General features: G+C 70.3%; 23 protein-coding genes. 12 read left to right on the top strand and 11 right to left on the bottom strand.

From position 1 onward, the window contains the following. Positions 1 to 49: 49 nt before the first annotated feature. The 4 genes from BS329_RS31015 to BS329_RS31000 are packed head-to-tail and all read right to left on the bottom strand — an operon-like array spanning position 50 to position 6,041. On the bottom strand, positions 50 to 577 hold the full coding sequence (locus BS329_RS31015) for a hypothetical protein (protein ID WP_076165149.1): 528 nt from the start codon (positions 575 to 577) through the stop codon (positions 50 to 52). 58 nt (positions 578 to 635) lie between these two features. Continuing rightward, the gene (locus BS329_RS31010; RefSeq protein ID WP_076165146.1) at positions 636 to 3,665 is read right to left on the bottom strand and encodes a hypothetical protein; all 3,030 of its coding nucleotides are present in this window, start codon (positions 3,663 to 3,665) and stop codon (positions 636 to 638) included. A gap of 1 nt (position 3,666) precedes the next feature. Continuing rightward, positions 3,667 to 4,731, bottom strand: a complete 1,065-nt coding sequence (locus BS329_RS31005) for a hypothetical protein (protein WP_076165145.1) — start codon at positions 4,729 to 4,731, stop codon at positions 3,667 to 3,669. After that, positions 4,728 to 6,041, bottom strand: a complete 1,314-nt coding sequence (locus tag BS329_RS31000; RefSeq protein ID WP_076165143.1) for a hypothetical protein — start codon at positions 6,039 to 6,041, stop codon at positions 4,728 to 4,730. The genes BS329_RS31005 and BS329_RS31000 overlap by 4 nt, the downstream gene beginning before the upstream one ends. 201 nt (positions 6,042 to 6,242) lie before the next feature. On the opposite strand from BS329_RS31000, the gene BS329_RS30995 reads away from it, so the two are divergent. After that, positions 6,243 to 6,758 carry a pyridoxamine 5'-phosphate oxidase family protein gene (locus BS329_RS30995; protein ID WP_076165142.1) on the top strand — a complete coding sequence of 172 codons (516 nt, stop codon included), beginning with the start codon at positions 6,243 to 6,245 and terminating at the stop codon, positions 6,756 to 6,758. Between the two features lie 408 nt (positions 6,759 to 7,166). Here BS329_RS30995 and BS329_RS30990 read toward each other — a convergent pair whose 3' ends face one another. Both BS329_RS30990 and BS329_RS30985 read right to left on the bottom strand, forming a co-directional pair. Beyond that, positions 7,167 to 7,931 carry an EI24 domain-containing protein gene (locus BS329_RS30990; protein ID WP_076165140.1) on the bottom strand — a complete coding sequence of 255 codons (765 nt, stop codon included), beginning with the start codon at positions 7,929 to 7,931 and terminating at the stop codon, positions 7,167 to 7,169. 9 nt (positions 7,932 to 7,940) lie between these two features. Then, positions 7,941 to 10,616 (bottom strand): helix-turn-helix transcriptional regulator, encoded by a 2,676-nt coding sequence (locus tag BS329_RS30985; protein ID WP_076165139.1) that lies wholly within the window; start codon positions 10,614 to 10,616, stop codon positions 7,941 to 7,943. A gap of 62 nt (positions 10,617 to 10,678) precedes the next feature. Here BS329_RS30985 and BS329_RS30980 point away from each other — a divergent pair, with 62 nt between their 5' ends. Both BS329_RS30980 and BS329_RS30975 read left to right on the top strand, forming a co-directional pair. Next, positions 10,679 to 11,860 carry an MFS transporter gene (locus BS329_RS30980; protein WP_076165137.1) on the top strand — a complete coding sequence of 394 codons (1,182 nt, stop codon included), beginning with the start codon at positions 10,679 to 10,681 and terminating at the stop codon, positions 11,858 to 11,860. After that, positions 11,857 to 12,273: a Dabb family protein gene (locus tag BS329_RS30975; RefSeq protein ID WP_076165136.1), complete on the top strand. Its 417-nt coding sequence runs from the start codon at positions 11,857 to 11,859 to the stop codon at positions 12,271 to 12,273. Before BS329_RS30980 ends, BS329_RS30975 begins: the two co-directional genes overlap by 4 nt. Before the next feature lie 9 nt (positions 12,274 to 12,282). Here BS329_RS30975 and BS329_RS30970 read toward each other — a convergent pair whose 3' ends face one another. The 3 genes from BS329_RS30970 to BS329_RS30960 form a co-directional block, all read right to left on the bottom strand. Further along, positions 12,283 to 12,438 (bottom strand): endonuclease/exonuclease/phosphatase family protein, encoded by a 156-nt coding sequence (locus tag BS329_RS30970; RefSeq protein WP_244197360.1) that lies wholly within the window; start codon positions 12,436 to 12,438, stop codon positions 12,283 to 12,285. A 104-nt stretch (positions 12,439 to 12,542) separates the two neighbouring features. Further along, the gene (locus BS329_RS30965; protein WP_076165134.1) at positions 12,543 to 13,562 is read right to left on the bottom strand and encodes a hypothetical protein; all 1,020 of its coding nucleotides are present in this window, start codon (positions 13,560 to 13,562) and stop codon (positions 12,543 to 12,545) included. A gap of 18 nt (positions 13,563 to 13,580) precedes the next feature. Beyond that, positions 13,581 to 14,429, bottom strand: a complete 849-nt coding sequence (locus tag BS329_RS30960) for a hypothetical protein (RefSeq protein WP_076165132.1) — start codon at positions 14,427 to 14,429, stop codon at positions 13,581 to 13,583. Positions 14,430 to 14,547: 118 nt separating this feature from the next. On the opposite strand from BS329_RS30960, the gene BS329_RS30955 reads away from it, so the two are divergent. The 3 genes from BS329_RS30955 (at position 14,548) to BS329_RS30945 (ending at position 17,808) form a co-directional block, all read left to right on the top strand. Further along, complete coding sequence (locus BS329_RS30955) at positions 14,548 to 15,120, top strand: TetR/AcrR family transcriptional regulator (protein ID WP_076165130.1); 573 nt, start codon at positions 14,548 to 14,550, stop codon at positions 15,118 to 15,120. A gap of 8 nt (positions 15,121 to 15,128) precedes the next feature. Beyond that, positions 15,129 to 16,274: a GDSL-type esterase/lipase family protein gene (locus tag BS329_RS30950; RefSeq protein WP_084750409.1), complete on the top strand. Its 1,146-nt coding sequence runs from the start codon at positions 15,129 to 15,131 to the stop codon at positions 16,272 to 16,274. A 439-nt stretch (positions 16,275 to 16,713) separates the two neighbouring features. Beyond that, positions 16,714 to 17,808 (top strand): S1 family peptidase, encoded by a 1,095-nt coding sequence (locus BS329_RS30945; protein WP_076165127.1) that lies wholly within the window; start codon positions 16,714 to 16,716, stop codon positions 17,806 to 17,808. 23 nt (positions 17,809 to 17,831) lie between these two features. Here BS329_RS30945 and BS329_RS30940 read toward each other — a convergent pair whose 3' ends face one another. Further along, positions 17,832 to 18,734, bottom strand: coding sequence for a LysR family transcriptional regulator (locus BS329_RS30940; protein WP_076165126.1), 903 nt, complete (start codon positions 18,732 to 18,734; stop codon positions 17,832 to 17,834). Positions 18,735 to 18,814: 80 nt separating this feature from the next. Here BS329_RS30940 and BS329_RS30935 point away from each other — a divergent pair, with 80 nt between their 5' ends. The 6 genes from BS329_RS30935 to BS329_RS30910 are packed head-to-tail and all read left to right on the top strand — an operon-like array spanning position 18,815 to position 23,197. Then, positions 18,815 to 19,222, top strand: a complete 408-nt coding sequence (locus BS329_RS30935; RefSeq protein WP_076165124.1) for a hypothetical protein — start codon at positions 18,815 to 18,817, stop codon at positions 19,220 to 19,222. Further along, positions 19,219 to 20,787 (top strand): multicopper oxidase family protein, encoded by a 1,569-nt coding sequence (locus BS329_RS30930; protein WP_076165122.1) that lies wholly within the window; start codon positions 19,219 to 19,221, stop codon positions 20,785 to 20,787. Before BS329_RS30935 ends, BS329_RS30930 begins: the two co-directional genes overlap by 4 nt. Next, complete coding sequence (locus BS329_RS44205; RefSeq protein ID WP_076165120.1) at positions 20,784 to 21,185, top strand: hypothetical protein; 402 nt, start codon at positions 20,784 to 20,786, stop codon at positions 21,183 to 21,185. The genes BS329_RS30930 and BS329_RS44205 overlap by 4 nt, the downstream gene beginning before the upstream one ends. Before the next feature lie 59 nt (positions 21,186 to 21,244). Next, on the top strand, positions 21,245 to 21,598 hold the full coding sequence (locus tag BS329_RS30920; RefSeq protein ID WP_076165119.1) for a RidA family protein: 354 nt from the start codon (positions 21,245 to 21,247) through the stop codon (positions 21,596 to 21,598). After that, on the top strand, positions 21,591 to 22,238 hold the full coding sequence (locus BS329_RS30915; protein ID WP_076165117.1) for a helix-turn-helix transcriptional regulator: 648 nt from the start codon (positions 21,591 to 21,593) through the stop codon (positions 22,236 to 22,238). The genes BS329_RS30920 and BS329_RS30915 overlap by 8 nt, the downstream gene beginning before the upstream one ends. Then, positions 22,235 to 23,197 (top strand): pyridoxal-phosphate dependent enzyme, encoded by a 963-nt coding sequence (locus BS329_RS30910; protein ID WP_076165115.1) that lies wholly within the window; start codon positions 22,235 to 22,237, stop codon positions 23,195 to 23,197. Before BS329_RS30915 ends, BS329_RS30910 begins: the two co-directional genes overlap by 4 nt. Before the next feature lie 175 nt (positions 23,198 to 23,372). Here BS329_RS30910 and BS329_RS30905 read toward each other — a convergent pair whose 3' ends face one another. Further along, positions 23,373 to 24,350: an alpha/beta hydrolase gene (locus BS329_RS30905; RefSeq protein ID WP_076165113.1), complete on the bottom strand. Its 978-nt coding sequence runs from the start codon at positions 24,348 to 24,350 to the stop codon at positions 23,373 to 23,375. Positions 24,351 to 24,359 lie beyond the last annotated feature (9 nt).

The raw sequence follows: 24,359 nt of genomic DNA, 5'->3' as shown, positions 1-24,359 counted from the left end.
TTCACGCGAATGGTCACTTCCCCGAACCTCTCAGCTCCGCCGACCGGCGCTAGCCGATCGGCCCGAACACGGCGACCTTCGCCGGGTCGGCGGGGTCGACGCGGGCTTCGTGCCGGGTACCGGGCGCGTACTGCTGGATCGTCGCCAGCGGCGTGATCAGCTGGGCCACCGTCCGGTAGGTGGTGCCGTCGGTGCGGGTGACCTCGAGCGTCGCGGTGTACTGCGCCTGTCCGGCGATCTTCCGGCCTGTCGGCTCCAGGCCGCGGATCACCAGGGTGGCGGGCTCGCAGGTGTCGTAGAGCCGCCGCAGTTCGGTGCCGTAGGCCTGGAGTTCCTGCTGCTGGCGCAGCTGCTCCTCCATCGGCAGCGCCAGGAACGCGGCCATGTCCGGGTCGGCGTTCATGTTCCGGAACGCCTGCGCGGCCAGCTGCGGCGTCGGCAGCTGCGGGGTGATGTCGTGCCCCTGCGCGGCGGCGGCCTGCCGGAACTGCTCGGCGTGGCGCTGGAAGTCCTGCGCGCCGCGCGCCATGCCCTGCTGCGTCGCGTCGTTGATCTTGTCGCGGATCTTCTTGAACATCGGGTCCCGCCTTTCGCTGTGCCGTTCTCGATGAACACAGCTTCGGCGAGGGCGGCTGCTACCGAACCCAGGTTTTCCCGTCGTCGGTCGCGTCGAGGCAGGTCAGGGGCGCCCAGAAGACCGGCGACGCGGCCGGTTCGGGGTTCTCGCGCCAGCGCGCGAGCCTCGACCGCTGCCAGGCGTTCAGCTCGGAGACCGGGTCCTCACCGGCGAGCGCGGTGTCGACGGCGATGACCAGTTCGGCCATCGGGTCCGCATCGGGCACGGCGGCCGACGTCGGCAACGCCCAGACGGTCGCGGCGACCAGTCCGGCTCCGGCCGCGACGGCGGCGAGCAGCACCCCGAACGGTTCCGCCAGGCCGTAATCGCTCGCGCTGGCGCAGCCGATCAGGGCCACCCTCGCGGGCATGGTGTCCACTTCGGACAGTGCGAGGTCGGCGGCGGTGTACGGCCGGTGCGAGCCGATCGGCTCCGCCGTGCCGGGGAGATCGGCCGAACAGGACAGGTGCAGCGCGGTCTGCGCGCCGTACTCATCACGGACGCGGCTGACATGTCCCACGAACACCAGCCGCGAACACGGCTCGGACAACAGCGACGTGAGCAGGCGCCGGTCGGTGTCGGTGCGGCGGACCAGATCGAGCCCGCGGGCGGCGGCGGGCAGGACCGGGCCGCCTGCCAGTCGCGCGTCCAGATGCCGGATGAGAGGTGACGTCGCGTCCTGCTTGCCGAGCACGGACCCCAGGTCGCCGAACGCGCTTTGCCCGGGGATCCGCGGATCGAGCAGGTAGACGGGCGGGCCGTCGGCGGCCGGCGGACGACGCGGGATCCCGGCCGGGGCGAGCAGCGAGACGTCGGCGATGTCGAGGACGCGCTCGTCGCTGTCGAAGCAGGTGCCGATCTTGCTGTCGAGCACGTGATCGGCCCGCCGGTCGGGCAGGGCCAGCAGGCCCCACGGGACCCCGGCGAGACTCGGCGACGGCTGGACACGCAGGAGCGGCCGGTTTCCTCCGGCGGCGGCACTCCGGAGCCGTTCGACCAGGTCGGCGGGCAGGAGATTGAGGGCCAGAACGCGGGCCAGGCGTTGTTCACCGGCGAGGCTGCCGAACGCGTCTTCGCTCAGTGAGCGCCGGACGGCGTCGGCGACGCTCTCGCTTTCGTGCGGGGTCGGGGAAGCGGCGTCCAGGTACTGGCGAGCCGTTCCGACCAAGGCGAAGTCGAGGGGATGGGTGTGGACGGTGTCGAGATCCTCGGTGGTCCGCCAGGTGAGGAAGGTGTGCCCGGCGTCGGCGAACCGCAGGAGGAAGGTCTCACGTCCGGGCTGGGCGGCGGGCCAGGTCTCGACGGTTTCGGCGGCGAGCCGCGTCAGGCGATACCGCTCGGTGGCGAGGCGGTGCCACCGATCCAGCTCCATCGGCGAGGACGGCGACCAGCGCAGGGCGGGTGGCGGGGCGAGTCTGAGCGGCAGCGAGGAGGTGACGGAACCCAGCGCCGCCAAAGGAAGCCGATCGTCCTCAGTGGACGGGAGCACTTCGAGGCTCGGCAGTGTCCCGGTCAGGTCGAGCGACGGCCCCTCCACTCCCGTGTACGCACCGACCGCGCAGGTGCGCTCGATCAGTTCGGCCGCCAGCCTCGGTTCCTTCAGCTGGGCCAGCAGCGCCAGTGCCAGCCCCATCGTCGGAGCCGCGATCTCCCGCGCCCAGGCCGTGCGCGCCGGTGGCGAGCTGAACTCGAACCGGTACTCCGCCGCCGCGAGCGTCAGCGGGAGCACCAGATCCAGCAATGCCCGCAGGTCTTCCCCGCGGGCGAACCCGATCGTGGCCGCCACGAAATCCGTGTGCAGGTAGTCCGACCAGTCCCCCGACGCCCGCGCCGATTCCCTGGCGCGGGTCGCGTAGTCGTCCGCCGTCGCCCAGTCGCCTTCAGCCGCGGCACAGCGGGCCAGTGCCGTGTCGACGAGCCGCAGGCCCGGAACGTCACCGTTGGCCGTCCTGATCGTTTTCGCGTGCTCGAACTGGTCGCGAGCCTGCCCCACCTCACCCGCCATCAGTAAAAGGCAGCCCAGCGCGTGGCTCGCCTCCGCGACGTCGCCGGTCAGACCGGCCGCCGCGAGTTCGTCGCGGGCGGCGACGATCACGGCGACCGCGCCGGGGAAGTCACCCGCCAGCGCCCTGGCCTCCGCCAGCCCGATGTCGGCCTTCGCGGCCACCGGGGCGCCCGCGTGCTGAGCGCTCAGCCTCAACAGGTCGGCTCGCGCGTCCGCGTCCTCACCACCCGCGTGGCGGATCCGGGCCCGCTCGGCCCTGGCCATGGCCTGCTGCTGGATGGCCCGCTCGCGGACCTCGTCGATCTCGGCCATGGCCTCCAGCGCCGCCATGATCTCCTCGAGCGCGGCCCGCGCACCCGCCAGATCTCCGGCCGCGATCTGGACGCGCACGTCGAAGATCCGCAGTTCCATCTCGTCGGAACCGTGGACGTCGAGCAGCTCGGGCGGATACTGTTCCGGCCCCGCTTCCTTGCGGAACGCGGCCCGGCGGCGCTGCCCGGCGATCAGTTCACGCGCTTCGGCGACGTCACCTTCCTCCGTGGCCAGTGAGATGAGCACGCGCTCGGCGACCTCCCGGGAGCCTTCGATCATCCGCACCTCGGCGTACTGTCCGAAGTGGACGATGGCGGCGGTGCTCACCTTGAAGACCTGGAGTACGGCCTCGGCGCATTGCCTCGCGTTGCGCAGATCGCCCGCGGAGTAGCAGACGTGGGCCAAATCGCTGACCGCGGCGAGGTCGAGGTCGGTCCGGTCGAGTTTCCGCGCGATCTCCCGCATCCGCGCGTACTTCCGGTGCGCGCCGTCGACGTTCCGCAGCGCGGCGAGCCGCTTGGCCTGGTCCTGGACCTTGGCGGCCTCCATGAGCAGCTTGCGGTACTTGTTCTCGGACAGCGAGCACGCGGGCACTTCGCCGTACGGAGCCGGGTCGAGACCGAAATGCCTTGCGACACAACGGCAGTTGTAGCCGTGCGAGGTCGCGGGACTCAGTTCGGGCGGGAGCGGGCGGTCCGGCGGCGTCTGGGGCGGCGGCATGCCGACGAGCACGTCAGAACTCCTCTGCGGTGGAAGCGGCCGCCGCCCGTTCGGCGAGTGTCCGGTCTTGCGGCGGCCGGGCCCGCACGAGCATGACCACTTCCGCCCGGTCTTCCGCCGTGGTGCCGGTCACGCCCTCGGCGGCCACGCCGACGACAAGCCCGATGCGTCCATTGTGGACACTGTGGATACTCGCCGCGAGACGGGACGCGGCTTCGTCCAGTTCCGCCGCCCCGGTGAACCGCCCGGCGCCGAGCGCCAAGGACACCTCCGCGAACGGCACGCCGTCGTGGGTCGCGACCGCGGAGAGCGTCGCGTCGGCGAACGCCCCCGCGACGTCGACTTCGAGCCGGGTGGTGGCCGCGGCCGTGACGATCCGCCAGGTCACCGTCTCTTCGGCGGCGTCCAGAATCCCCGGCGGCACCCGTGCCCAGTCCACGCTCGCGCGTCCACCCGCGAGCACGCCTTCGCCGGGCGCGACGGGATCGGTGCCCGCTGCCAGCGCGTACGCGCGTTGGCCCGGTACCGCGGTTTCCAGGCGTGCCGGCATTTCCACCGCGGCCTCGGCGCGCACGACGTCGTCCTGGCCGTCGAACCAGGCCGCGAGACGGGCGCACAGGTCTCGGACCTCGTCGGCGACCGGCGGCGCGGCGGCCAGGAGGGCGCCGTCCGCGATCGCGGTGTCGAACAGTTCGCCGGGAGACGCTTCGAAACCGTCGAGAAGGCCTTCGGCGATGTCCTCGACCGCGGCCGTCGCGGCAGCCGTTTCGAGGTCGAGCAACGCGGGGTCGAGCGAAGGAACACCGAGCGACGGACTCGCAGGCCACCAGCGGCGCAGCCACAGCAGCAAGGCGAGCCTGCCCAGTTCCGGCCTGATGGGGAGGTCCGCCTGGCCATGACCGAGCACGGCGAGGCTGGTTTCCGCGCCCACGAGCCGCGTCAGCCACGGTTCGGCGGCCTCGGCGTCGGTGAGTTCGAGCCGCATCGAGGACGCCCGGCCGGTGAGCAGCTCGGCGAGGGCGAACCGGAAGAGGCCGCCGTCCGCCGCGACGACGGGGGTGTGCACCGGATGCGTCACGACACGGCCTCCAGATCCGGCAGGCGGGCCACGAGCGCGCGGCGCACTTTCGTCCGCAGATCCAGCGACGTCGACCGGACCACGCCGGTGACGAGGTCACGCACGTCGGCCGCGTCGGCCGGCAGGTCGCCGCGGACGTCGAAACCGTGCAGCCGGACCCACAGCCTGCTGAGGAACTGCTTCGCGAACTCACGCAGATCGCGCAGAAGGTCGGCGTCGGGCCGCGGGGTGAGCGGCGTGGCACCGGCAAGGGCTCGGCGGGCGTGCAGCACGTAACCCTCTCGCGCGACCTGGGCGTTGAGCCGCCGCGCGAATTCGGGGACGCCCGCGGGCGCCGCGCCGTCGAGCGGACGCAACGCGGGCGCGAGAACGACACCGAGCGCGAAGCAGGCGGCCAAGGTGGGCAGGCCTAGCCCGAACCCGGCGGCGACGCGGGCGAGTTCGTCGTCGACGAGTTCGGCGACGGGAGCGCGCTCGTCCGGTGGAAGGCGGCGCAGGGTCGCGCGGACCCGGCGCTCGACACTGCGTTCGAGGAGTTCGGCGCCGGTTTCGTCGCGCCGGCTCAGTGGCGGGACAGCGGTGCGGTCGCCGCGTTGCAGGCCGAGGTCCGGAACCGGCAGCCCGGAGATCTCTTGGACGGCCTGGCGCAAGGCTCGCGCCCCACCCGGCCTTCGCAGCGCGAGCCCGAGTGCGTGCCCGGTGGCCGAATCGGCGAGAGCCCGCCAGGCGGTGTCGGAAAGACCCTCGACGAACGCTCGGAGCGCGGTGATGTCCTGTGGTGCGGCGGACTCGGCGTGCCAGCGGCGATGCAGCTCCGCGGTCAGATCGGCCGACAGCCGGGGATCCGCGAGATACCCGGTGAGCTGATCGACGCCGGCCGCGCCGCCCTCACCGTGCAGGTCGCGCAACGCCGCCGCGGCCGTCTCCGGCGCTCCCGGACCCGGCGTGCCGAAACCCGTCGCCAGCTCGTACGCCAGCGGGAAGCACACGTCCTGGACGTTGCCCGCCGTGATGCGCAGGGCACGGCGCTGCCGTTTCAGGTGGGTGAACCACGCGGCCGTCGCGCTCAACCGGTCCGCGTCGGCCAGGAGCAGTTCCGTCAGCTCCGTCGCCGCGATCGGGTCCAGCACCGGACGTCCGAGCCGGGAACGCGCCGCGGTGCGGATCACCAGCGGGTCGATGATCTTCTTGATCGTCCGGGTCAGCGGGCCGCCGTCCGCCGACGACAGGACCTCCACCCCGGGGATGTGCTCCCACGCCCGCGCGAGAACGGCCGACCGCAGCCGGGACTCACCCGATCCCGTCGTCATCGCCCTCCCTCGCTCTGACCGCACTCTAACCGAGCAGACGACGCGGACGGCCACTCCCGGCCCTTCCCCCCAACGCGTTACCGACCGCAAGTAGTCCTCTAGTTGCGGTAGTCAGACGTCTGACTACCGCAACTAGAGGACTACTTGCGGTCGGTTGTCGCGCGATGCCGAGGATGGTCCAGCGGTGGCTATCGTGGGCTGGTGCGTGAAACACCCGAAGAACTCAATGAGCTCCAGGCCCTGCTCGACGCCTCCCTTTCCCGCTCCACCGATCACCTCCGTTCGATCGTCACCGAGAGCACTTCGACCGCCGAGCAGCTCACCCGGATCCTGACCGGCATGTGCACCCTCGCCCTGTCCACCGTGACGGCGAAGGGCGAGCCGCGGATCAGCGGCGTGGACGGACACTTCCTCCACGGCAAGTGGTACTTCGGCACAGCACGCAGCGCCGCCAAGGCCCGCCACCTCGCGGCCCGCCCCGCCGCCAGCGTCGCGCACATGCGCGGCGAGGACCTGGGAGTGTTCACGCACGGCACGGTGGAGATCCTCAACCCCGAGGACGACGAGCCGGCCGCGGACTGGCCAGACCTGCTCACGTACTTCAAGGACTTCTACGGCGATCACACCGAGTGGGACAAGGACGTGTTCTACTACCGGCTGCGTCCGCACTGGATGACCGTCTACGCCCCTGACGCCGCGAAGCTCATCGCCACTTGACCGCCGGCTCATGAAACAGGCCTCTGGGCGGCTGGTGTCGAACCGCAGCGGCAGCAGCTCGCCGACCCGCCGAACTCACCGCCGGTGGTGGTGTCGAGGGCGTGGGCGTAGGGGCCGAACACGGCCAGGAACGTGGTCGTGGGCCGACGGCGGCACTGTCGGGAGAAGAACCCCTTGAGCCGCAACAGGTTCGGCAGGTGGCGGGGGCAAAACACCGCCAACGGACACAACAGGCAGGCCCACGGCCGCGTGGGGCAGGGCTTGCCCGCCGGACCGACTCCAGAATCACGGTGACCCGGGCGAGAACCCGAGGTTCCGCAACATCTGGATCGAGCCGGTCGCCTGACGAAGCTGATCGCCTGTGCGACGCCGGTTCCCACCGGCGCGCACAGGCGGTCAAGCTCGTCCTCAGCGTACTTCGTGAGGCTCACGCGCGGTCGGCGTGAGGACTTCCCGGGCGACGAGCACACCACCGACGAAGCCCACCGGCATCACGATCAGCGCGGCGAAGGGAATCAGGCACAGCAACGACACGGGAAGCCCGAGCCCGAGGGCGAGCGCGCGGCGTTTCCGCAGCAGTCGCCGCCGTTCCTTCAAGCCCATTCCCCGCCGGTAGAACGGCACGGCGATCAGTTCCAGCGCCAGGAACCACGCCGTGACCAGTGCCAGCAGGACCGGTACGACGGTCTGCCCCACCACCGGGATGAAGCCCGCGACCAAGAGCGGGATGGTGAACACCAGCGAGCGCAGCACCAGCGACAGCCCGTCCTTCAGGCCCATCACCAGCAACCGCCACCCCGACGACTCCACCGCGCCGGGAACCCCGCCGAGATCGTCCTCGACCTTCTCCGCGATGTGCTCGTAGAACGGACCGCCGATGGCCAGGGTGATCGCGGTGAACCCGATCATGGCGATGGCCAGCGCCGCCCCGAACACCGCGACACCCGCCGCCACCCGCACCGCTGTCCGCAGGCCCGCGTCCCAGCCGTCCGCGAACGGAGTGAGCAGCAGCGAGAGATCGTCGATCCAGAACGCCAGCGCGACGACCCCGCCGATCAGCAGCAGTGTGGTCAGCACCGCGGGCAGCGCCCCGATCAGCAGCAGTCTCGGTGACCGCAGCAGGAAGCCCAGGCCTTGCCCGAACATCCGGAAACCCTTGAAGAAATCCCGCATCGGACATTTCTACCAGGGACCGTGATCACCGCCGCCGTTGCCGATGATCTCCGGATCCGGCAGGTCCCGCAGCCGGCGGCGTGAGGTGATGCCGAGTTTGCGGAAGATGTTGCGCAGATGGGCGTCCACCGTGCGCGGGCTGAGGAAGAGGCGCGCGGCCACTTCTTTCGACGTCGCGCCGGTGGCGACCAGCCTGGCGATGTGCACTTCCTGGAGGGTGAGTTCGTCGCGGCCGGTGGTGGAACGGCCACGCGCCACCTCGCCGGTGGCACGCAGCTCGTCGGCGGCACGACGGGCGAAGGCCTCCATGCCCATACTGGACAGCAGTTCGTGAGCGATGCGGAGATGTTCGCGGGCGTCCCGTCGCCTGCCCTCGCGACGCAGCCATTCCCCGTAGAGCAGATGAGCCCTGGCACGGTACGGCATCATCGGGCTCGCGGCGAGACGCTCGACGGCTTCCCGGTAGTCGGCTTCGGCGCCGGTGACCAGTCCTCGCGCGTACGCGGTAACGCCGAGGCCCCACGAGGAACCGCTGGGAGTGGTGCGCGCGGTCAAGAATTCCAGTGCTTCCGACGCCGGATCGCGTTCGCCGCAGCGGATCGCGGCCTCGATCAGTTCGGGCAAGGCGACTCCGGCGAGGAACAGGTCGCCGGGCTCGGCCGCCTGCCGTGCCGCGGCCAGCGCGGCCGGGTACTCGGCAAGGCCGTTGTACAGCACCGCCGACGCCCAGTGAACGTTGGCGATCAGCTGGCCGCCGCCCTCGGCGGCCGCGGAGTCGAACAAGGCGACGCCTTCCCCACGGCGCCCGCGCATCGCGGTGAGGTGCAGTCGCGGATAGCGCAGCGCCGGAACGCCGAGCGCGTCCGCGATGGCCGCTTCTTCGGCGATGGCCGACATCGCCTTGCCGAGGTCACCGGTGACCACGGCGGCGACCGCCACCTGCGCGAGGCCGAGCCGAAGCGGGTGCGGCGAACCGGTTTCGCGCGCGGTCTCCATCAACCCGTCGACGATCCCCGCGTGGGTTTCGAGGTCCCAAAGTTCGGCCGCGATCATCGTGGCGAGCGCGGGCCGTCGTGTCCACATCGGACGGTCGGCGAGAATCCGGCGCAGCACCGGGACGGCCGCCCGGTGCCCTTCGGTGGCGAGCAGGATCAGCGCGTCGAGGACGTCGGGCTGGGACGACGCGGGCGGCGCCGAACGCGCCTCGCTCACCACGGTGTCCATCACCCCGCTCGCCCGTCCGACGACGAGGCTCACCTCCAGCGCGTCGAGGAAGCACTCGCGGGACCATTCCGGATCCACCTCGGCGAGGCGATGCGCCGCGCGGAGCATGAAGTCCGCCCCGAGCCCGTCGGTGTGCCGGGTGAACGCGATCCGCCCGCGCAGCAGGTCGACCTTCGCCAGGCCGAGTTCGTCTTGCGAGCCGGTCTCCACGGTGGTGAGCAACTCGGCCGCGGCGTCGGCGGCTCCGGCGTCGAGTTTCGCGCCGACCGCCCCGAGGGTGTGTTCGGTGCGCAGACCGGCGTCCAGCGACAGCGCCGCCGCCCGCTCCAGGAACGCCGCGGCCGCCGCGACCCCACCACGTGCCTGGGCGCGGGAGGCGGACCGGGCCAGTGCCGCGGCGAGGTCGTCGTCCGGGCCGGTGGCCGCCTGCGCGAGGTGCCACACTCGCCGGTCCGGGTCGACGGCGGGATCGGTCACGCTCGCGAGGGCTCGATGGGCTCGCCTGCGGTCCTCGGCCGAGGCGGCCCGATAGACGGCCGAACGCGCTAGGGGATGACAGAACCGCACCCGGGTCGCGAACTCGACCAGCCCGGACGCCTCCGCCACATCCGCGCTCGCCGCCACCTCCTCCCCCAATTCCCGGGCGGCGGGCCACAGCAGGCCGGGATCACCGGTCGGGTCGGCGCTCGCGAGGGTGATCAGCAGCCGGGAGCCGGCGGGCAGTCCGGCCAGTCTCGCCGCGAAGCCACGCTCGATCCGGTTCGGCAGCGACGACGTGTCGGGGAGCGCGAACCCGCCCGACTTGGGCAGTTCGAGCAGCGCCAGCGGATTGCCGCGCGCCTCGGCGATGACGCGGTCGCGCACCCGCGGGTCCAGCGTGGAAACGCCGTCGGCCAGCAACGTCCGTGCGTCGGTGTCCCGCAGTCCTTCGACCGTCAGCCCCGGCAGCCCGCCGGGGCCGCCGCCTCGGGTCGCGAAGATCATCGCGACCGGCTCGGAGGTGATCCGCCTGGCGAGAAAGCTCAGTGCCTTCGACGAGGCGTCGTCCAGCCAGTGAGCGTCGTCGATCACGCACAACAGCGGACTTCTCCGCGTCGCGGACGAGAGCAGGTCCAGTGCCGCGAGACCGATCCGGAACAGGTCCGGTGTTCCGGTCGCGAGGCCGAAGGCGACCTCGAGAGCCTCCCGGTGGCGGGGGGACAGTTCACCGAGATGCCCGAGCACCGGCACGCAGAGCTGGTGCAGCGCGGCGAACGGGAGTTCGGTCTCGAACTCCGCCCCGGACGCCTCGATGACCCAGAAGTCCGGCGCGCTCCCCCGCACTTGGTCCAGCAGCGCGCTTTTGCCGATACCCGGCTCGCCGTGGAGCACCAGCGCGCCCCCGTCGCCCTTCCTGGCGGCGGCGATCACCTCGTCAAGGGCGCTGATCTCGGTGGCCCGGCCCACCAGCGGTGTCGGCATACCGCGAACATAGGCGATTTTCGCCGACGCGAAGCGGGCGGTGCCGCTGCGAAGGTGGTGGGGTGACGAACCGAGCAGACACCTCGACGCCGACGAGGGTGGCTCGCGGCACCGTGCTGGCCGCGGCGACGCTGACCATCATGGCCGCGGCGATCATCGCGCCCAGCCTGCCCGCGATGCGGGAGGTCTTCTCCGGCACGCCCGGGGCCGGTCTTCTCGTGCGGCTGGCGCTGACCGTGACCTCTCTCGCGATCGCGATCAGCGCGCCGCTGTCGGGGATCGTCGCCGACCGCGTCGGCCGTCGTCCGCTGCTCCTGTCCGGCCTGGTGCTCTACGCGGTCACCGGCACGGCCGGGTTCTTCGTGAGCGACCTGTATCTGCTGCTGGTGACCCGGGCCGGGCTCGGGCTCGCCGTCGGCGGGATCATGACCGCGGTCAGCGCCCTGATCACCGACTGGTTCTCCGGCCCGGACCGTGCCTCGTTCCTCGGGCTGCAACAGGCGTTCGCGAGTCTTGGCGGCGTCGTTTTCCTGCCACTGGCCGGGTTGCTGGCCACGACGAGCTGGCAGGCGCCGTTCTGGATCTACTCGGTGTCGGCGATCGTGGCCGTCTTCGCGATCGTGTCCCTGCGTGAACCGCACCGGAGCGGCCTCGCCGCGACCGAGGTTCAGCGGACACGCCTGCCCGGACGCATCATCGGCGTGTACGTCCTGGCGCTGGTCGCGACGCTGGTCTTCTACATGGCGCCGACGCAGTTGCCGTTCCTGTTGGAAGGCTTCGGCAGCGGTCCCGCCGTCATCGGCGCCGTGGTCGCCGGAAGCACGCTGACCAGCGTCGCCGGTGCTCTGGCCTTTCCCCGCCTGCGCAACCGCCTGAGCCCCACCGCGATCACCACGCTCAGCGTCGCGCTGCTCGGCCTCGGCTGGCTGCTGGTCGGTACGGCGGGCACGGTCGCCCAGGTCGTGGCCGGGCTGCTGGTCGGGGGCTTCGGCGTCGGGTTCGTCGTCCCGAACCTCAACCTTCGCCTGGCCGAGTTCGCCCATCCCGCGCACCGCGGCCGGGTGCTTAGCGGCCTGGTCACCGGGATCTTCCTCGGGCAGTTCCTGTCCCCGCTCGTCGTCCAGCCACTCGTCCAGACCATCGGCATCGCCGACGCCTTCACCTGGACCGGCGTCGCCATGGGAACGGGCGCGGCACTCGCCGCCCTCGTCTCGAACCGAAACAACCGAAAGGAAGCACGATGATCTACCACGGCAACCGTTTCACCCTCCGGCCCGACGCCTCCCCGGAGCAGATCGAGGAAGCCTTGGAAAGCCTCCGCACTCAGGGCCGGGTCATCCCGTCGGTGAAATCCTTCGTCGTCGGCCGCGATTTCGGCGGCGAATACGAATGGGGCGCCGTCTTCGTGATCGAGGATCTCGAAGGCTACTGGGAGTACCTCATCCACCCGGCGCACCGGAACACCGACCGGGTCGGTCTCCCGCTGGTCGACAGGTTCGCGTCGTTCGACATCACCGACGACGCGGACCCGGAGATGGCCGCGAAGATCGCCGAACTGCACCAGCGCCGCTACGACAACGACGCCGAGCTGACCAAGCTCGTCTCCGATCTCGGCGAGTACTCCGGCAGCGCCGCGCCCGGAAAGCACGGCGCCTGAATCTTCCGGTCAGGACACCGTGAAGGAACTGAGCACGGCCAGGTGGTCCGACGGCCAGCCGGTACCGCCGCCGAAGGTGCGGCTGCTCTCGGGCGTGCCGCCGCGGTAGAAGACGAAGTCGATCCGGTCCTGCGGTTCCGGCCTGCCCTGGTTGTCCTTGACCACCGGGGACGCGTGAAGGGATGGACGGCACGCGCGATGTCCCCCTGGACACGCGTGTCGTCCATCCCGTCACACGTGTCGTCCCGCCACTCACGCGAAACCGCCGACTAGCCCGGGAGCGAGCCACTGCCGTCCGGTCCGGTCACGACGACGCGGAGGCTGACGTCGCCCCCGAACGGGACGGCCGTGACCTGCCAGGTCCGCGGCGACCCGACGTCGATCGTGGTCGTCGCCCTCTTGACCAGGGCCGGGACGCGGTCGGCGGCCAAGGCGCGGAGGTCGAAGCGCGGCACCTGAGCCTCGGACGGCGCGAAGACCACGGTCAGCCGCCGTTCCTCGACCACCGCGGTGATCACCTGCGAGACGTCCACGGTCCGCGCCAGCCCGTCGATCGCCCGGCGCAACTCCCCCTCGCCCAGCAGCGACCGGTCGACGGTGACCGTGGCGGAGCCCGACGAAGACGTGGTCACGCTGGACTGGATTTCTTCCGCCCGCGCGGGTGCTTCCGGCGCGAACAGTTCCGCGCGGAACAGGAACAGCACGAGCGCCGCACCGAGCAGCACCCCGAGGAACGCGAGCACGCCGAACGCGCAGCCCTCCGGCGGCTCTTGGATCAGGCTGGACTCCGGAGCGGATTCGATCGAGGCTTCGGCCACGCGGCGCTCCCACGCCGGGGACAGCCGCTCCACGACCGTCGCTTTCCACGGCCGGTCCGGCGGGTACTGGACGACGAGGATGCCGCCGGGCCGGTGGTTCGGGATGTCGACCAGGTTGACGCCGTGCTGGATCTCGACGCGGTGGGTCGCCGCGCCGTCGGGCGCGACGGTGAGGACGAAGTCGACCGGGATGTCGCCCGTTTCCGTGCCGCTCGCCCGCAGGCTCTCGATCTTGGCGAGCGCGACCACCGGGACGACCGCCGCCTCGCGAGCGCGACGCGGGGCACCGGCGAGGTGGAGCAGGATTCCGTAGACGAGGGGAAGCCCCAGGCCCGCGATGATCAGCGGGACGTACTCGATGATGATGCCGACGACAAAGGCGCACAACGTCGTCCCGCTGGTGATTCCGGTGAGAAAGCCGCGGACGAAGACGAGCGGACCGGGTCTGGCCGGTACCTGGACAGCCGACATGAACGTAACTCCAGACTTTCAGGCCGCGGGCAGCCAGTCACTGAGGGCGGGATAGCGCCGGAGCGCCACGAAGATCTTCTTCTCGTCGGCCGGAGAAGCCGGATCGAACAGCACTTCGGCGGTCGTGATCGTGGTGTCCCGGGTGCGGCGGGTCACCCAGCGTGAAACTCCCGCGACGTCGGCGAAGCGCAGTGTGACGGTCGTGCCGACGACCTTGGTCCCCGATTCGTCCCCGCCGAGGTGCACCTTCACGTCGACGATCTGGGCAGGTACCCGGCGGCCGTACGTCAGTAGCCAGTCCCTGGTCCGGACCATCTCGGCGTACCGGCGGGAGACCTGGATGGCGTACCACAGCACGAGGAGCGTCAGGACGAACATGAACGCGGGCATCCACAGGTCCGCGTAGTACATCGACCATCCCCAGAATCCCCACTGTTCGTCCGTGTGGAAGACCGGGTCGACCGCGACACCGACGGCGAGCGGGGGAAGCCACTCCCGCGACGAAACCCAGAGGCCGAGGGTACTCATCGCGAACAGCGGCACGACCGGGAACACCGGTCCCGACGGGCGTCCCTGGTAGCGCCGCATCGCGGCACCGGCGAGGCTCACCCCGGCGATACCGCCGAGGACGGCGAAGGTTCCCCACACCGGGCCGTACGGCGGGTCACCGTCGCCGCGGTCGTCGAAAACGCTGTCGATCGCCATGGTCCGGAACACCTCGACGAGGTCACCGAATCCGCGCCCGGCCAGGAAACCGCAGACCAGGGCGACAGCCGAGGCCGCGATCGCACCGGCGAGCAGGCGCCGGTCTCCCCGCCGGCGCTCGATGCGGTCGTGCCGGGCCTGGGCCGGGTCCACTGTGTTCATCACGCTCACCTCCGTTCGGACTGTGTCCAGCTTCCGTCAGGGCGGGCGCTACCGAACCCAGGTTTGATTCCTAAGAGTATTAGGCAAGTCCAGAATGGACTATGGTAACGTGGCCGGCATGGCACGAGCGGGACTGACCACGGAACGCGTGGTCCTGGCGGGAGCGGAAATGGCCGACGAGATCGGCTTCGAGCAGGTGACCCCGACCGAGCTCGCCAAACGGTGCGGTGTCAAGACCGCGAGCCTGTACTCGCATGTGAAGAACGCCCAGGAACTCAAGGCCGGGATCGCCCTGCTGGCACTGGCCGAACTGGCCGACCTGGCCTCCAGGGCGGTGGCCGGGCTGGCGGGCCGGGACGCGCTGATCGCCTTGGCGAACGTCCACCGCGACTACGCCCTCGAACATCCAGGACGGTTCACCGCCGCGAGGTTCCGGCTCACCCCGGAGCAGGCCGCCACCAGCGCGGGCGCCCGGCACGCCGAAATGACCCGCGCGATCCTGCGCGGCTACGACCTGGCCGAACCGCACCAGACGCACGCCGTGCGGCTGCTGGGCAGTGTGTTCAGCGGCTTCGTCGGCCTGGAGTCCGCCGGCGGCTTCAGCCACAGCACTCCCGGCTCGCAGGAGAGCTGGACCGAAATCCTCGACGCGCTCGATGTCCTGCTGCGCGCTTGGCCCCGAAGGAAATGAACCAAGAAATGCTCACCACCCCGATCACCGCCGACCTCGTCCGCGGCGCCCTCGACCTGGAGTACACCGAACGCGGCATACTCCCCCACCGGCTGCCCGCGGCGGCACGGCAGCGGATTCCCGACGGTCAGCTGGCCATGGCGGAAGCGCAGCCGTCCGGCGTCCGGCTGGTCTTCCGCACCGCGGCCACGCTCGTCGAACTGGACGTCATCGCCACCAAACGGGTCTACGCCGGCATGCCACCGCGGCCCGACGGCGTCCACGAACTCCTCGCCGACGGGCGGCTCGCGGGGCAAGCGAGTGTGCCCGAGGGTGACACGCTCACCATCGACATGGCCACCGGCACCATGCGCACCGAGCCCGGTCCCGTGCGGACCTTGCGTTTCGGTGACCTGCCGGGCGAGGAGAAGGACGTCGAGATCTGGCTGCCGCACGACGAAAGCACTCAGCTGGTCGCCTTGCGCACCAACGCACCTGTCCACAGTGTACAGTCCGGCGATCGCAAGACCTGGTTGCACCACGGCAGTTCCATCAGTCACGGCTCCAACGCGGCGACCCCGACCGGCACCTGGCCGGCAGTGGCCGCGGCACTCGCCGGAGTGGACCTGGTCAACCTGGGTTTCGGCGGCAGCGCGCTGCTCGACCTCTTCACCGCCCGCGCCATGCGGGACACGCCCGCCGACCTGATCAGCGTCAAGATCGGCATCAATCTCGTCAACTCCGACGCGATGCGGCTGCGCGCGTTCGTCCCCGCCGTGCACGGTTTCCTCGACACCATCCGGGACGGGCACCCCACCACGCCGTTGCTGGTCGTCTCGGCGATCCACTGTCCGATTCACGAGCACACTCCGGGTCCCTGCTCCTTCGACCCCGCTGGGCTGCGCGAAGGAAAGGTGCGGTTCACCGCGACCGGCGATCCCGCCGAGACCGCCGCCGGAAAGCTGACCCTCACCACGATCCGCGACGAACTCGCCCGCATCGTCAAGGAGCGGAGCGCGACCGACGCGAACCTGCGTCACCTCGACGGCCTTGCCCTGTACGGCGAAGCGGACCACGCCGAGCTTCCGCTCCCCGACAACCTCCACCCGGACGCGGCGACGCACCGGCTCATCGGGGAACGCTTCGCCCGGCTCGCCTTCGACGGCTGGTCGTGAAGGAATCCTTCACAACCCGCCAACCGGAACGTACCCGCTACCGCCGCTGAGCTGTCCTGGGGCCCGACCGCCAGCGCGACACCTTCGCCCTAACCCTCGAAGAACAAGAATCGCCACTCACGACCACGTAGCGAACCCCGTACCGCTCTCCGGGACCCGTGCCGAGAGGCGCGCACGGAACGATCTCTAGGCCGGCCGTGTGAACACACCGGTGTTACGGCGCCGTTTGCTCTGCGCGGATACGTCGGTAGGCGCAGCGGCGGGTACCTATCTTTCTTCCTGTCCAACGAAAGTCGGTACCCCGCGCCGGTGGACACGATCACCCTGATCGACACCGGATCACCGGTGCCGGGCCACCTTGGCCGTGCCCGGCTACCCACTGTGTCCAGTGCGGCCACCCCTCGCGCTGGATCCTCCCTCGCGAAAGTGAGTTCCCGGTATGCGCACAAACCCCTTAGCCCGTACCGCCACCACACTGGTGGCGGCGGCCGCGGTCATCGGCTTCCTCGCCCCGTCCACGGCCACCGCCACCACCATCGAGGGCTACTCCCCCACCGTGCAGCGTGAGGCCGTGACGTCCCTCGCTTCGGACGCCGGCATCAGCGAAGCCGCCGCCGTCGACTTCCTGCGGGCGCAGACGGCAGGCGTCGAGACGGTGCAGAAGGTCACCGCCGCACTCGGCTCCCGTGCCGCCGACGGCTACCTCGACGCATCCGCCAAACCCGTGGTGAACGTGCTGGACCAGGCCGCGGCGGACCAGGTGACCGCGACCGGGGCGCAGGCCCGTGTGGTCAAGCACTCCACCGCGGCGCTTTCGAGCGCGCAGAACGCCTTGCAGGCGCTGCCCACGGTCACCCACACCTCGATCGGTCTCGACCCGAAGTCCAACCAGGTCGTGCTGACCGTGTCCGACGCGGCCAAGGGTTCCGAAGCCCTCGTGAAGGCCGCCGAAGCGCTCGGCGACCGGGTCCGGGTGGAGCGGACCACCGGCGAGATGCACACCGCGATCTACAACGGTGAGGCCATCACCGGCGGCGGCACCCGCTGCTCGGTCGGGTTCAACACCAACAAGGGCGGCCAGAACTACATCCTCGACGCCGGCCACTGCACCCGCGCGGTGTCGCAGTGGAACGTCGGACCGTCGCAGGGCGCCAGCTTCCCGACCAACGACTACGGCCTGATCCGCAACACCTCCGGCAGCGGCCCCGGCGCGGTCACCCTCTGGAACGGCTCCACCCAGAAGATCGCCTCCGCCGGTACCGCGACCGTCGGGCAGCGGATCAGCAAGAGCGGCAGCACCACCCGCCTCACCTCGGGCTCGGTACAGCGGCTGAACGTCACGGTGAACTACGCCGAAGGTTCGGTGCACCAGCTGATCCAGACCAACGCGCTGGCCAACCCCGGTGACTCGGGCGGCTGCCTGTTCTCCGGCAGTGTCGGCCTCGGCATCACCTCCGGCAAGGGCAGCGGGACCTCGTACTTCCAGCCGGTCGGCGAGGCCCTGAGCGCTTACGGCGTCACGCTCAACCCGTAACACCTCCCGAAGCCGGGTCCTGGTCAGTCCGACCGGGGCCCGGCTTCGGCCTGTGTGCGGAAGTGTTCGACGATGTGGTCGCGAAAGCGTTGGGCGGCGGCGGAAAGGTACGTGTCCTCGCGCCACGCGACGCTGAGCACACGACGGCATTCGGGGTCGTCGACGTCCAGCCAGACCACCGTCGGGCTGATGGCGGACCGCAGCCCGACGGAGGGCACGAACGCGATGCCGAGACCGGCGTCGACGAGCTGGAAGAGCACAGCGGCTTCGTCACCCTCGCAGACGATGCGGAGTTCGAGACCGGCCTTCGCGAAAAGGTGATCGGCGAGCGCGCGCTGCCAGTAGCCGGGCCGGGTGGTGAGGAACGGCTCTCCCCCGAGGTCCGTGAGGCCGACACGGCCGCGTCCCGCGAGCCGGTGACCGGACGGCACGCACAGCTTTACCGGCTCGTCGAGCAGCACCCGGCTCCGGATGTCGTCGCCGGACAAGGGTTGCGACGTGACGCACAGGTCGGCGTCGCCGGACCGCAGGTGCTCCGCCATGCCCTCCGCCGATGCCTGGGACAGCCGCACGTCCACCAGCGGATGGCCGGGGACGAAGGTGCGAAGCGGGTCGGTGAGGACGAGCAGGCTTTCGGCCGCGACGGTCACGGTGCCGCGTTCCAGCCCGGCGGCGTCGTCGAGTTCCTGCCGGGCGTCGTCGAGTTCGGCCAGTACCCGGTCGACGCGGCGGAGGAAAGCGGCGCCGAACCGGTTGAGCCGGATCCGGCGGCCGTGCCGATCGAACAGGGGCACGCCGAGGTCGTTTTCCAGCCGGGCCAGGGTCCGGCTGAGCGAGGGCTGCGCGACACGCAGCTTCTCGGCGGCGCGGCCGACGTGTTCGAGCCGGGCGACCGTCTGGAAATACCGGAGCGCCAGAAGATCCACTGCTGATACCTCATCTGTTATGACCAGATAACCGATTTCGTCTTGGACAGCATAAGACCTCGGCTCTTAGGTTCGATCACGTGAGTGGAACCGTGACTACCCGAAGCCGGAAGGCGAGCGGGACGCTGGTGGTGAACCGGGTGCTCGTGAGTGCCCACGCCGTCGCGATCATCGGCCAGCCGGTGTTCGCCGGCGGCTATCTCGGCGGCGACTACGACATGCTCTGGCTGCACCGCTGGGGCGCCGACGCCGTGTCTTACCTGGCGTACGCGCAGATCCTGGCGGCCTTGGTCCTGTGGCTGGTCCGCGGGCCACGCTGGCTGTTCTGGATCAGCCTGCTGCTCGCGGCGGGCGAGACCGCGCAGTACCTCGCCGGGATGGCGGGCGCGCTCGATCTGCACGTCCCCCTCGGCGTCGCCCTCGTCACCGGGGTGGTGCTGACGACCATCGCCGTCTGGCGGCCGCAGAACTGGCGGGCCGCCCGATGAGTCGCCGCCTTCCCCGGAGGACGTTCTTCGGGCTCGCCGGTGGAGCCGGTGTCCTCCTCGCCGCGGGACTCACCGCGCCGCGGCTGCTCGCACAGGGTTCACCGGGAACCGGCGAGTTGCTGCGCAGCGGGCTCCCCCTGCCGGAACCGTTCCGGGTGCCGCTGCCGATCCCGCCGGTCCTGCGTCCACAAAGGACCGTAGACATCGATCACCACACGATCACCCAGCGGGCGGCGACGGCGGAGATCCTGCCCGGTGTCCGGACGCCGATCTGGGGTTACGACGGGATCTTCCCCGGCCCGACGATCGAATCGCGGCGGGATCGCACGACCGTGGTGCACCACCGCAACGAACTCCCCGTCCCGACCGTGGTCCACTTGCACGGCGGGCACACGCCCGCCGAGTCGGACGGCTACCCGACCGACCTCGTGCTCCCGCGCTCCGGCTGGGAAACCGGTCACGCCGCGCACGGCATGGTCGACTCCCGTGCCCGGATCTCGAACGGTGAACGCGACTACGTCTTCCCGTTCCGGCAACGGGCCGCGACCCTGTGGTACCACGACCACCGCATGGACTTCACCGGTCCCGCCGTGTACCGGGGCCTCGCCGGCTTCCATCTGGTCCGCGACGACGAGGAAGACTCCCTGGGGCTCCCGTCCGGGGAGCGCGAACTGCCGTTGATGATCGCCGACCGCGCCTTCGACGAGCACGGCGCCTTCGCCTACCCCTCACTCGACCGGACGCTGCGGACCACGCCGGGAGTGGAAAATGCTTACGTGGAGGGGGTTTTCGGTGACGTAATCCTCGTCAACGGGGCGCCGTGGCCGGTACACGAGGTGGCGGCCGTGCGGTACCGGCTCCGCGTCCTCAACGGCTCCAACGCCCGCCGCTACGACCTGGCACTGGACCCGCCGCCACCCGGCGGAGGCGGGTTCGTCCAGATCGGCAGCGATCAGGGACTCCTCGACACCCCGCGCGAACACGATCATCTGCCGATCGCCCCGGCGGAACGGTACGACCTCGTGGTCGACTTCGGCCGGTATCCGGTCGGTACCGCGGTCACCCTCGTGAACCGGCTCGGCACCGGCTCGACCGCGCAGGTCATGCGGTTCGCCGTCACCCGTCGCGCCCCGGACGAGAGCCGGGTTCCGGCGAAACTCGGCGAAATCCCGCCGCTCACCCGCGAACAAGCGACGATCACTCGCGAATTCTCGTTCCGCGCCGGGACCGTCCACGGGCGCGCGGGCTGGGTGATCGGCGGCGAACCGTTCTCGCCGGAGCTGATGTCGGCGAGCCCGCGTCTCGGCGACACGGAGATCTGGCGGTTCGTCGCCGACATCCACCACCCCGTGCACCTGCACCTGGTCGGCTTCCGGATCCTGTCTCGCGGCGGCCGTCCGCCGGGGCCGTTCGACGGCGGCATCAAGGACACCGTCGACCTGAGCCCCGGCGAGTCGGTCGAGGTCATCGCCCGCTTCGACGGCTACCGCGGCCGGTACGTCTTCCACTGCCACAACGCCGAACACGAGGACATGGCGATGATGGCGAACTTCGAAGTGGTGTGAACACGGACCCGGCCGGTGCCATCCGGGCACCGGCCGGACCGGATCAGGAACTGACGGTCGGCATGATCATCGCGCTGACGATCTCGCCGTCGGTCGTCGACTCGTCACCGTTCTCGACCAGTGGGGCCCTGGTCGTGGCCAACGCGCCCGCCGGTCAGAACGACAAGGCCTTCCGCGGCCTGATGATCCGGGGCTTCAGCCGTCCGATGTGGACTTCTGATCAACGAGCCCGGCGCCCGGCCAGCCACTACTCGGATTCGGGACTGCCGCCGTCGAGTCGATCGACCACTTCGTCGAAGAAACTGCCATGCCTATGGGCGGCCAGCGCCTTCAGCACCGCATCGGGATCGCCGCCCTCGATGATCGTGAGCAGTTTCGCGGTGCCGTTCGACGCGTGAGTGGTACGTCACTTTGCGCTGGATTGGACTTTTCGTCCAAGCCTTATACGGTAAGTCTCGTGTCCAACGAGCATCCGTATCCCCCGGCCTTCCGCAGCGACGATCTGGTCTCCGTGTCCGGACGGCTCGGCCTGACCGAGTCGGGCGCCCTGGTGCCCGGCGGCTTCGACGCCGAATGCCCGCAGGCCTTCGCCAACCTCGACGCCGCGCTGCGCTCGGTGGGCGCGAGCCGGGCCGACGTGGTGAAGGTCGTCGTCTACCTGATCGACATCGCCGACCGCGACCGCCTCAACCGCGTCTACGAAGAGTTCTTCGCCGAACCACGACCAGCCCGAACCTGCGTCGGGGTGGCTTCCCTTCCCTACGGCGGCGCCGTCGAAGTCGAGGCCCTCGCCCGAGTACGCGATGCCTGAGCAGGACGCGATCCTCGACGCGCTCGCGCCGGTCGCCGACGGCATCGCCGCCACGCTCGGCTCGTTCTGCGAAGTCGTGGTGCACGACTTCCGCCGCCCGGAGGAGTCGGTGGTGGCGATCGCCGGTTCGGTCACCGGCCGCGGTGTTGGCGGGTCGATGAGCGAGATCGGCATGGGCTTGCTCGCCCGTGGCGACGACGCCGAAGACGAGCTGAACTACGTCACCCGGACGGCGTCCGGGAAGCTGGTGAAGTCCTCGACCATGCTGCTGCGTGACAGCGGCGGCTCGGTGTTCGGCGCGCTGTGCGTGAACCTCGACGTCACCGCTCTCGGCCAGCTGCGGACGCTGGTCGGCGAACTCGCCGACGTCGGCACCGCCACCGCCGAAACGCCGACCACCACCTTCGGCGACGACGTCGACGCGGTGGTGGACGCGATCGTCGACGATCACCAGCTCCGGCTGAACAAGCCCTGGGCCGCGCTCAGCCGCGAAGAACGTCTCGACCTGTTCCGCAGCCTGCACGCGCGCGGCGTCTTCGCCGTGCGGCGGGCCGTGCCGCAGGTCGCGGCCCGGATCGGGATCTCCCGCGCCTCCGCTTACAACTATCTCGCCGAAATCCGTGATCAAGGAGCATCATGACCGCCCCCGTGACCATCGAAGACATCCGCGACGCCGCCGCCCGCCTGGCCGGGGTCGCGCACCGGACCCCTGTCGTGCGGTCCCGCACCCTCGACGACCTCGTCGGCGCCCAGGTCCACCTCAAATGCGAGAACCTCCAGCGCATCGGGGCCTTCAAGTTCCGTGGCGCGTACAACGCCGCCTCCCGGCTCTCGCCGGAGCAGCTGGCCAAGGGCATCGCCGCGTATTCCTCGGGCAACCACGCCCAGGCCGTCGCGCTCGCCGCCCGGGAACTCGGGAGCAGCGCGGTCATTCTGATCCCGGAGGACACCCCGAAATCCAAAAAGGACGCCACCGCGGGCTATGGCGCCGAGATCGTCACCTACGACCGGTACACCGGCGACCGCGTCGCGATCGGCGAGGCGCTGGCGGCGGAACGCGGCCTGGCGCTCATCCCGCCGTACGAGCACCCGCACGTGATCGCCGGACAGGGCACCGCGGCGCTGGAACTGCTGGAGGAGACCGGTTCGCTGGAGACCCTGGTCGTCCCGGTCGGCGGCGGCGGTCTCATCGCGGGCAGCTCGACCGCCGCGAAGGCCGTGCAGCCCGGCATTCGCGTCGTCGGCGTCGAACCCGCCGCGGGCGACGACACCAAACGCTCGCTCGAGGCGGGCGAACGCGTCTCGATCCCGGTGCCGCGCACGATCGCCGACGGGCAGGCCGCCGCGATCCCCGGCGAGCTGACCTTCTCGATCAACCGGAAACTCGTCGACGACATCGCACTGGTCACCGACGACCAGGTCCGGGACGCGATGCGGTTCGCGTTCGAACGCCTCAAGCTCGTCCTCGAACCGAGCGGGGCGACCGGTCTCGCCGCGCTGCTCAGCGGGCAGGTGCCCGTTTCGGGCAAGGTGGGAGTGATCATCAGCGGGGGGAACGTCAGCCCCGAGCGCTTCGCCGAACTGATCGCGGCCAGGTAGCCCTCGCGAGTGGTAAGGACGGTTAGGGCCAAGGGGTGTTTTAGGTGCCTACTGCGATGCGCGGTGGCGGTCTCGTGTGACTAACGGGACGACACGCGTGTCGTCCATCCCGTCACGCGTGTCGTCCATCGGATCACACGTGCCGTCCAACCAGTCACGCGCGAAGGCAGACGGATCAGAGGCCGAGCCCGCCTGCCAGCACCGGCCAGGAACTACGCAGTGCCCGTTGCCAGTAAGGCCAGCTGTGCGTGCCGTCGCCGTAGTAGTCGACAGTCACCGGAACACCCTTGAGCTTCAGCCGATCCGTGAAGCTCACGGAAGAGGAGAGCGCCGCCGGTTCGAAGAAGTCGGACTGCCCTGGCGGGTCGAGCGGACCGGTGTTCCCGTTTCCGCAGGAGACGTAGAGCGCCGTGCCGCGCAGATCCTCGACGTGATCGAAGGGGTTGTTCGCCGACCACAGCGGCCGCATCCCCCAGCTGTCGCCCCAGAGTTCGAGGTAGTTGAAGATCCCCGCCCGGGCCAGGATTCCCTGGATGAACAGAGGAGCGCCTTGGTTCAACGTGTTCGGCACCCCGCTGTAGGACGCCGCGGCGGCGAACATCCCCTTGTGCTTGAACGAATACGCGAGCGCGCCGTACCCGCCGATCGACAGTCCCGCGATCGCCCGGCGCGCACCCGCGCGGTACCCGCGTTCGACGATCTGCCGTACTTCCAAGGTGTGGAAGGTGTCCCAGTCGGGAGTGTTCTTGAGGCCGAAGTTCCACCACTTCGTGTACATCCCCGCGGGTCCGCCGGTCGGCATGACGACGAGGGCGTCCTTGTCCGCGGTGAACGCCTTGACGTCGGTGAACTGGTCCCACGAGCGGTAGTCGACCGGTTCACAGCAGCCGTGCAGCAGATACAGCGCCGGCCAGGTCCGCGTGGGTCGCGCGGCCCAGCCGGCCGGGACCAGCAGGCGGACCATGCCGGTGGTGCCGAGTGCGGGCGAACTGATCTTCAGGTCGACCGTGCGCGCGTCCAGCCACGTCTCCTCGACGACCTTCGCGCCGTTGTCGGCGGTGGCCCCGGTGGGAGCCGCGATCGCGGGGACCGAGCTTCCGAGCAGGGCGACCATGGACAACACCAGCAGACCCCATCGCCGCCTTCGGTTCATCACTTCTCC

Source organism: Amycolatopsis coloradensis (genome assembly GCF_001953865.1).
In the GTDB taxonomy this organism is placed as follows: domain Bacteria; phylum Actinomycetota; class Actinomycetes; order Mycobacteriales; family Pseudonocardiaceae; genus Amycolatopsis; species Amycolatopsis coloradensis.
Note: the sequence above shows the minus strand (reverse complement) of the source record. Positions and strands in the feature narration are given on the sequence as shown.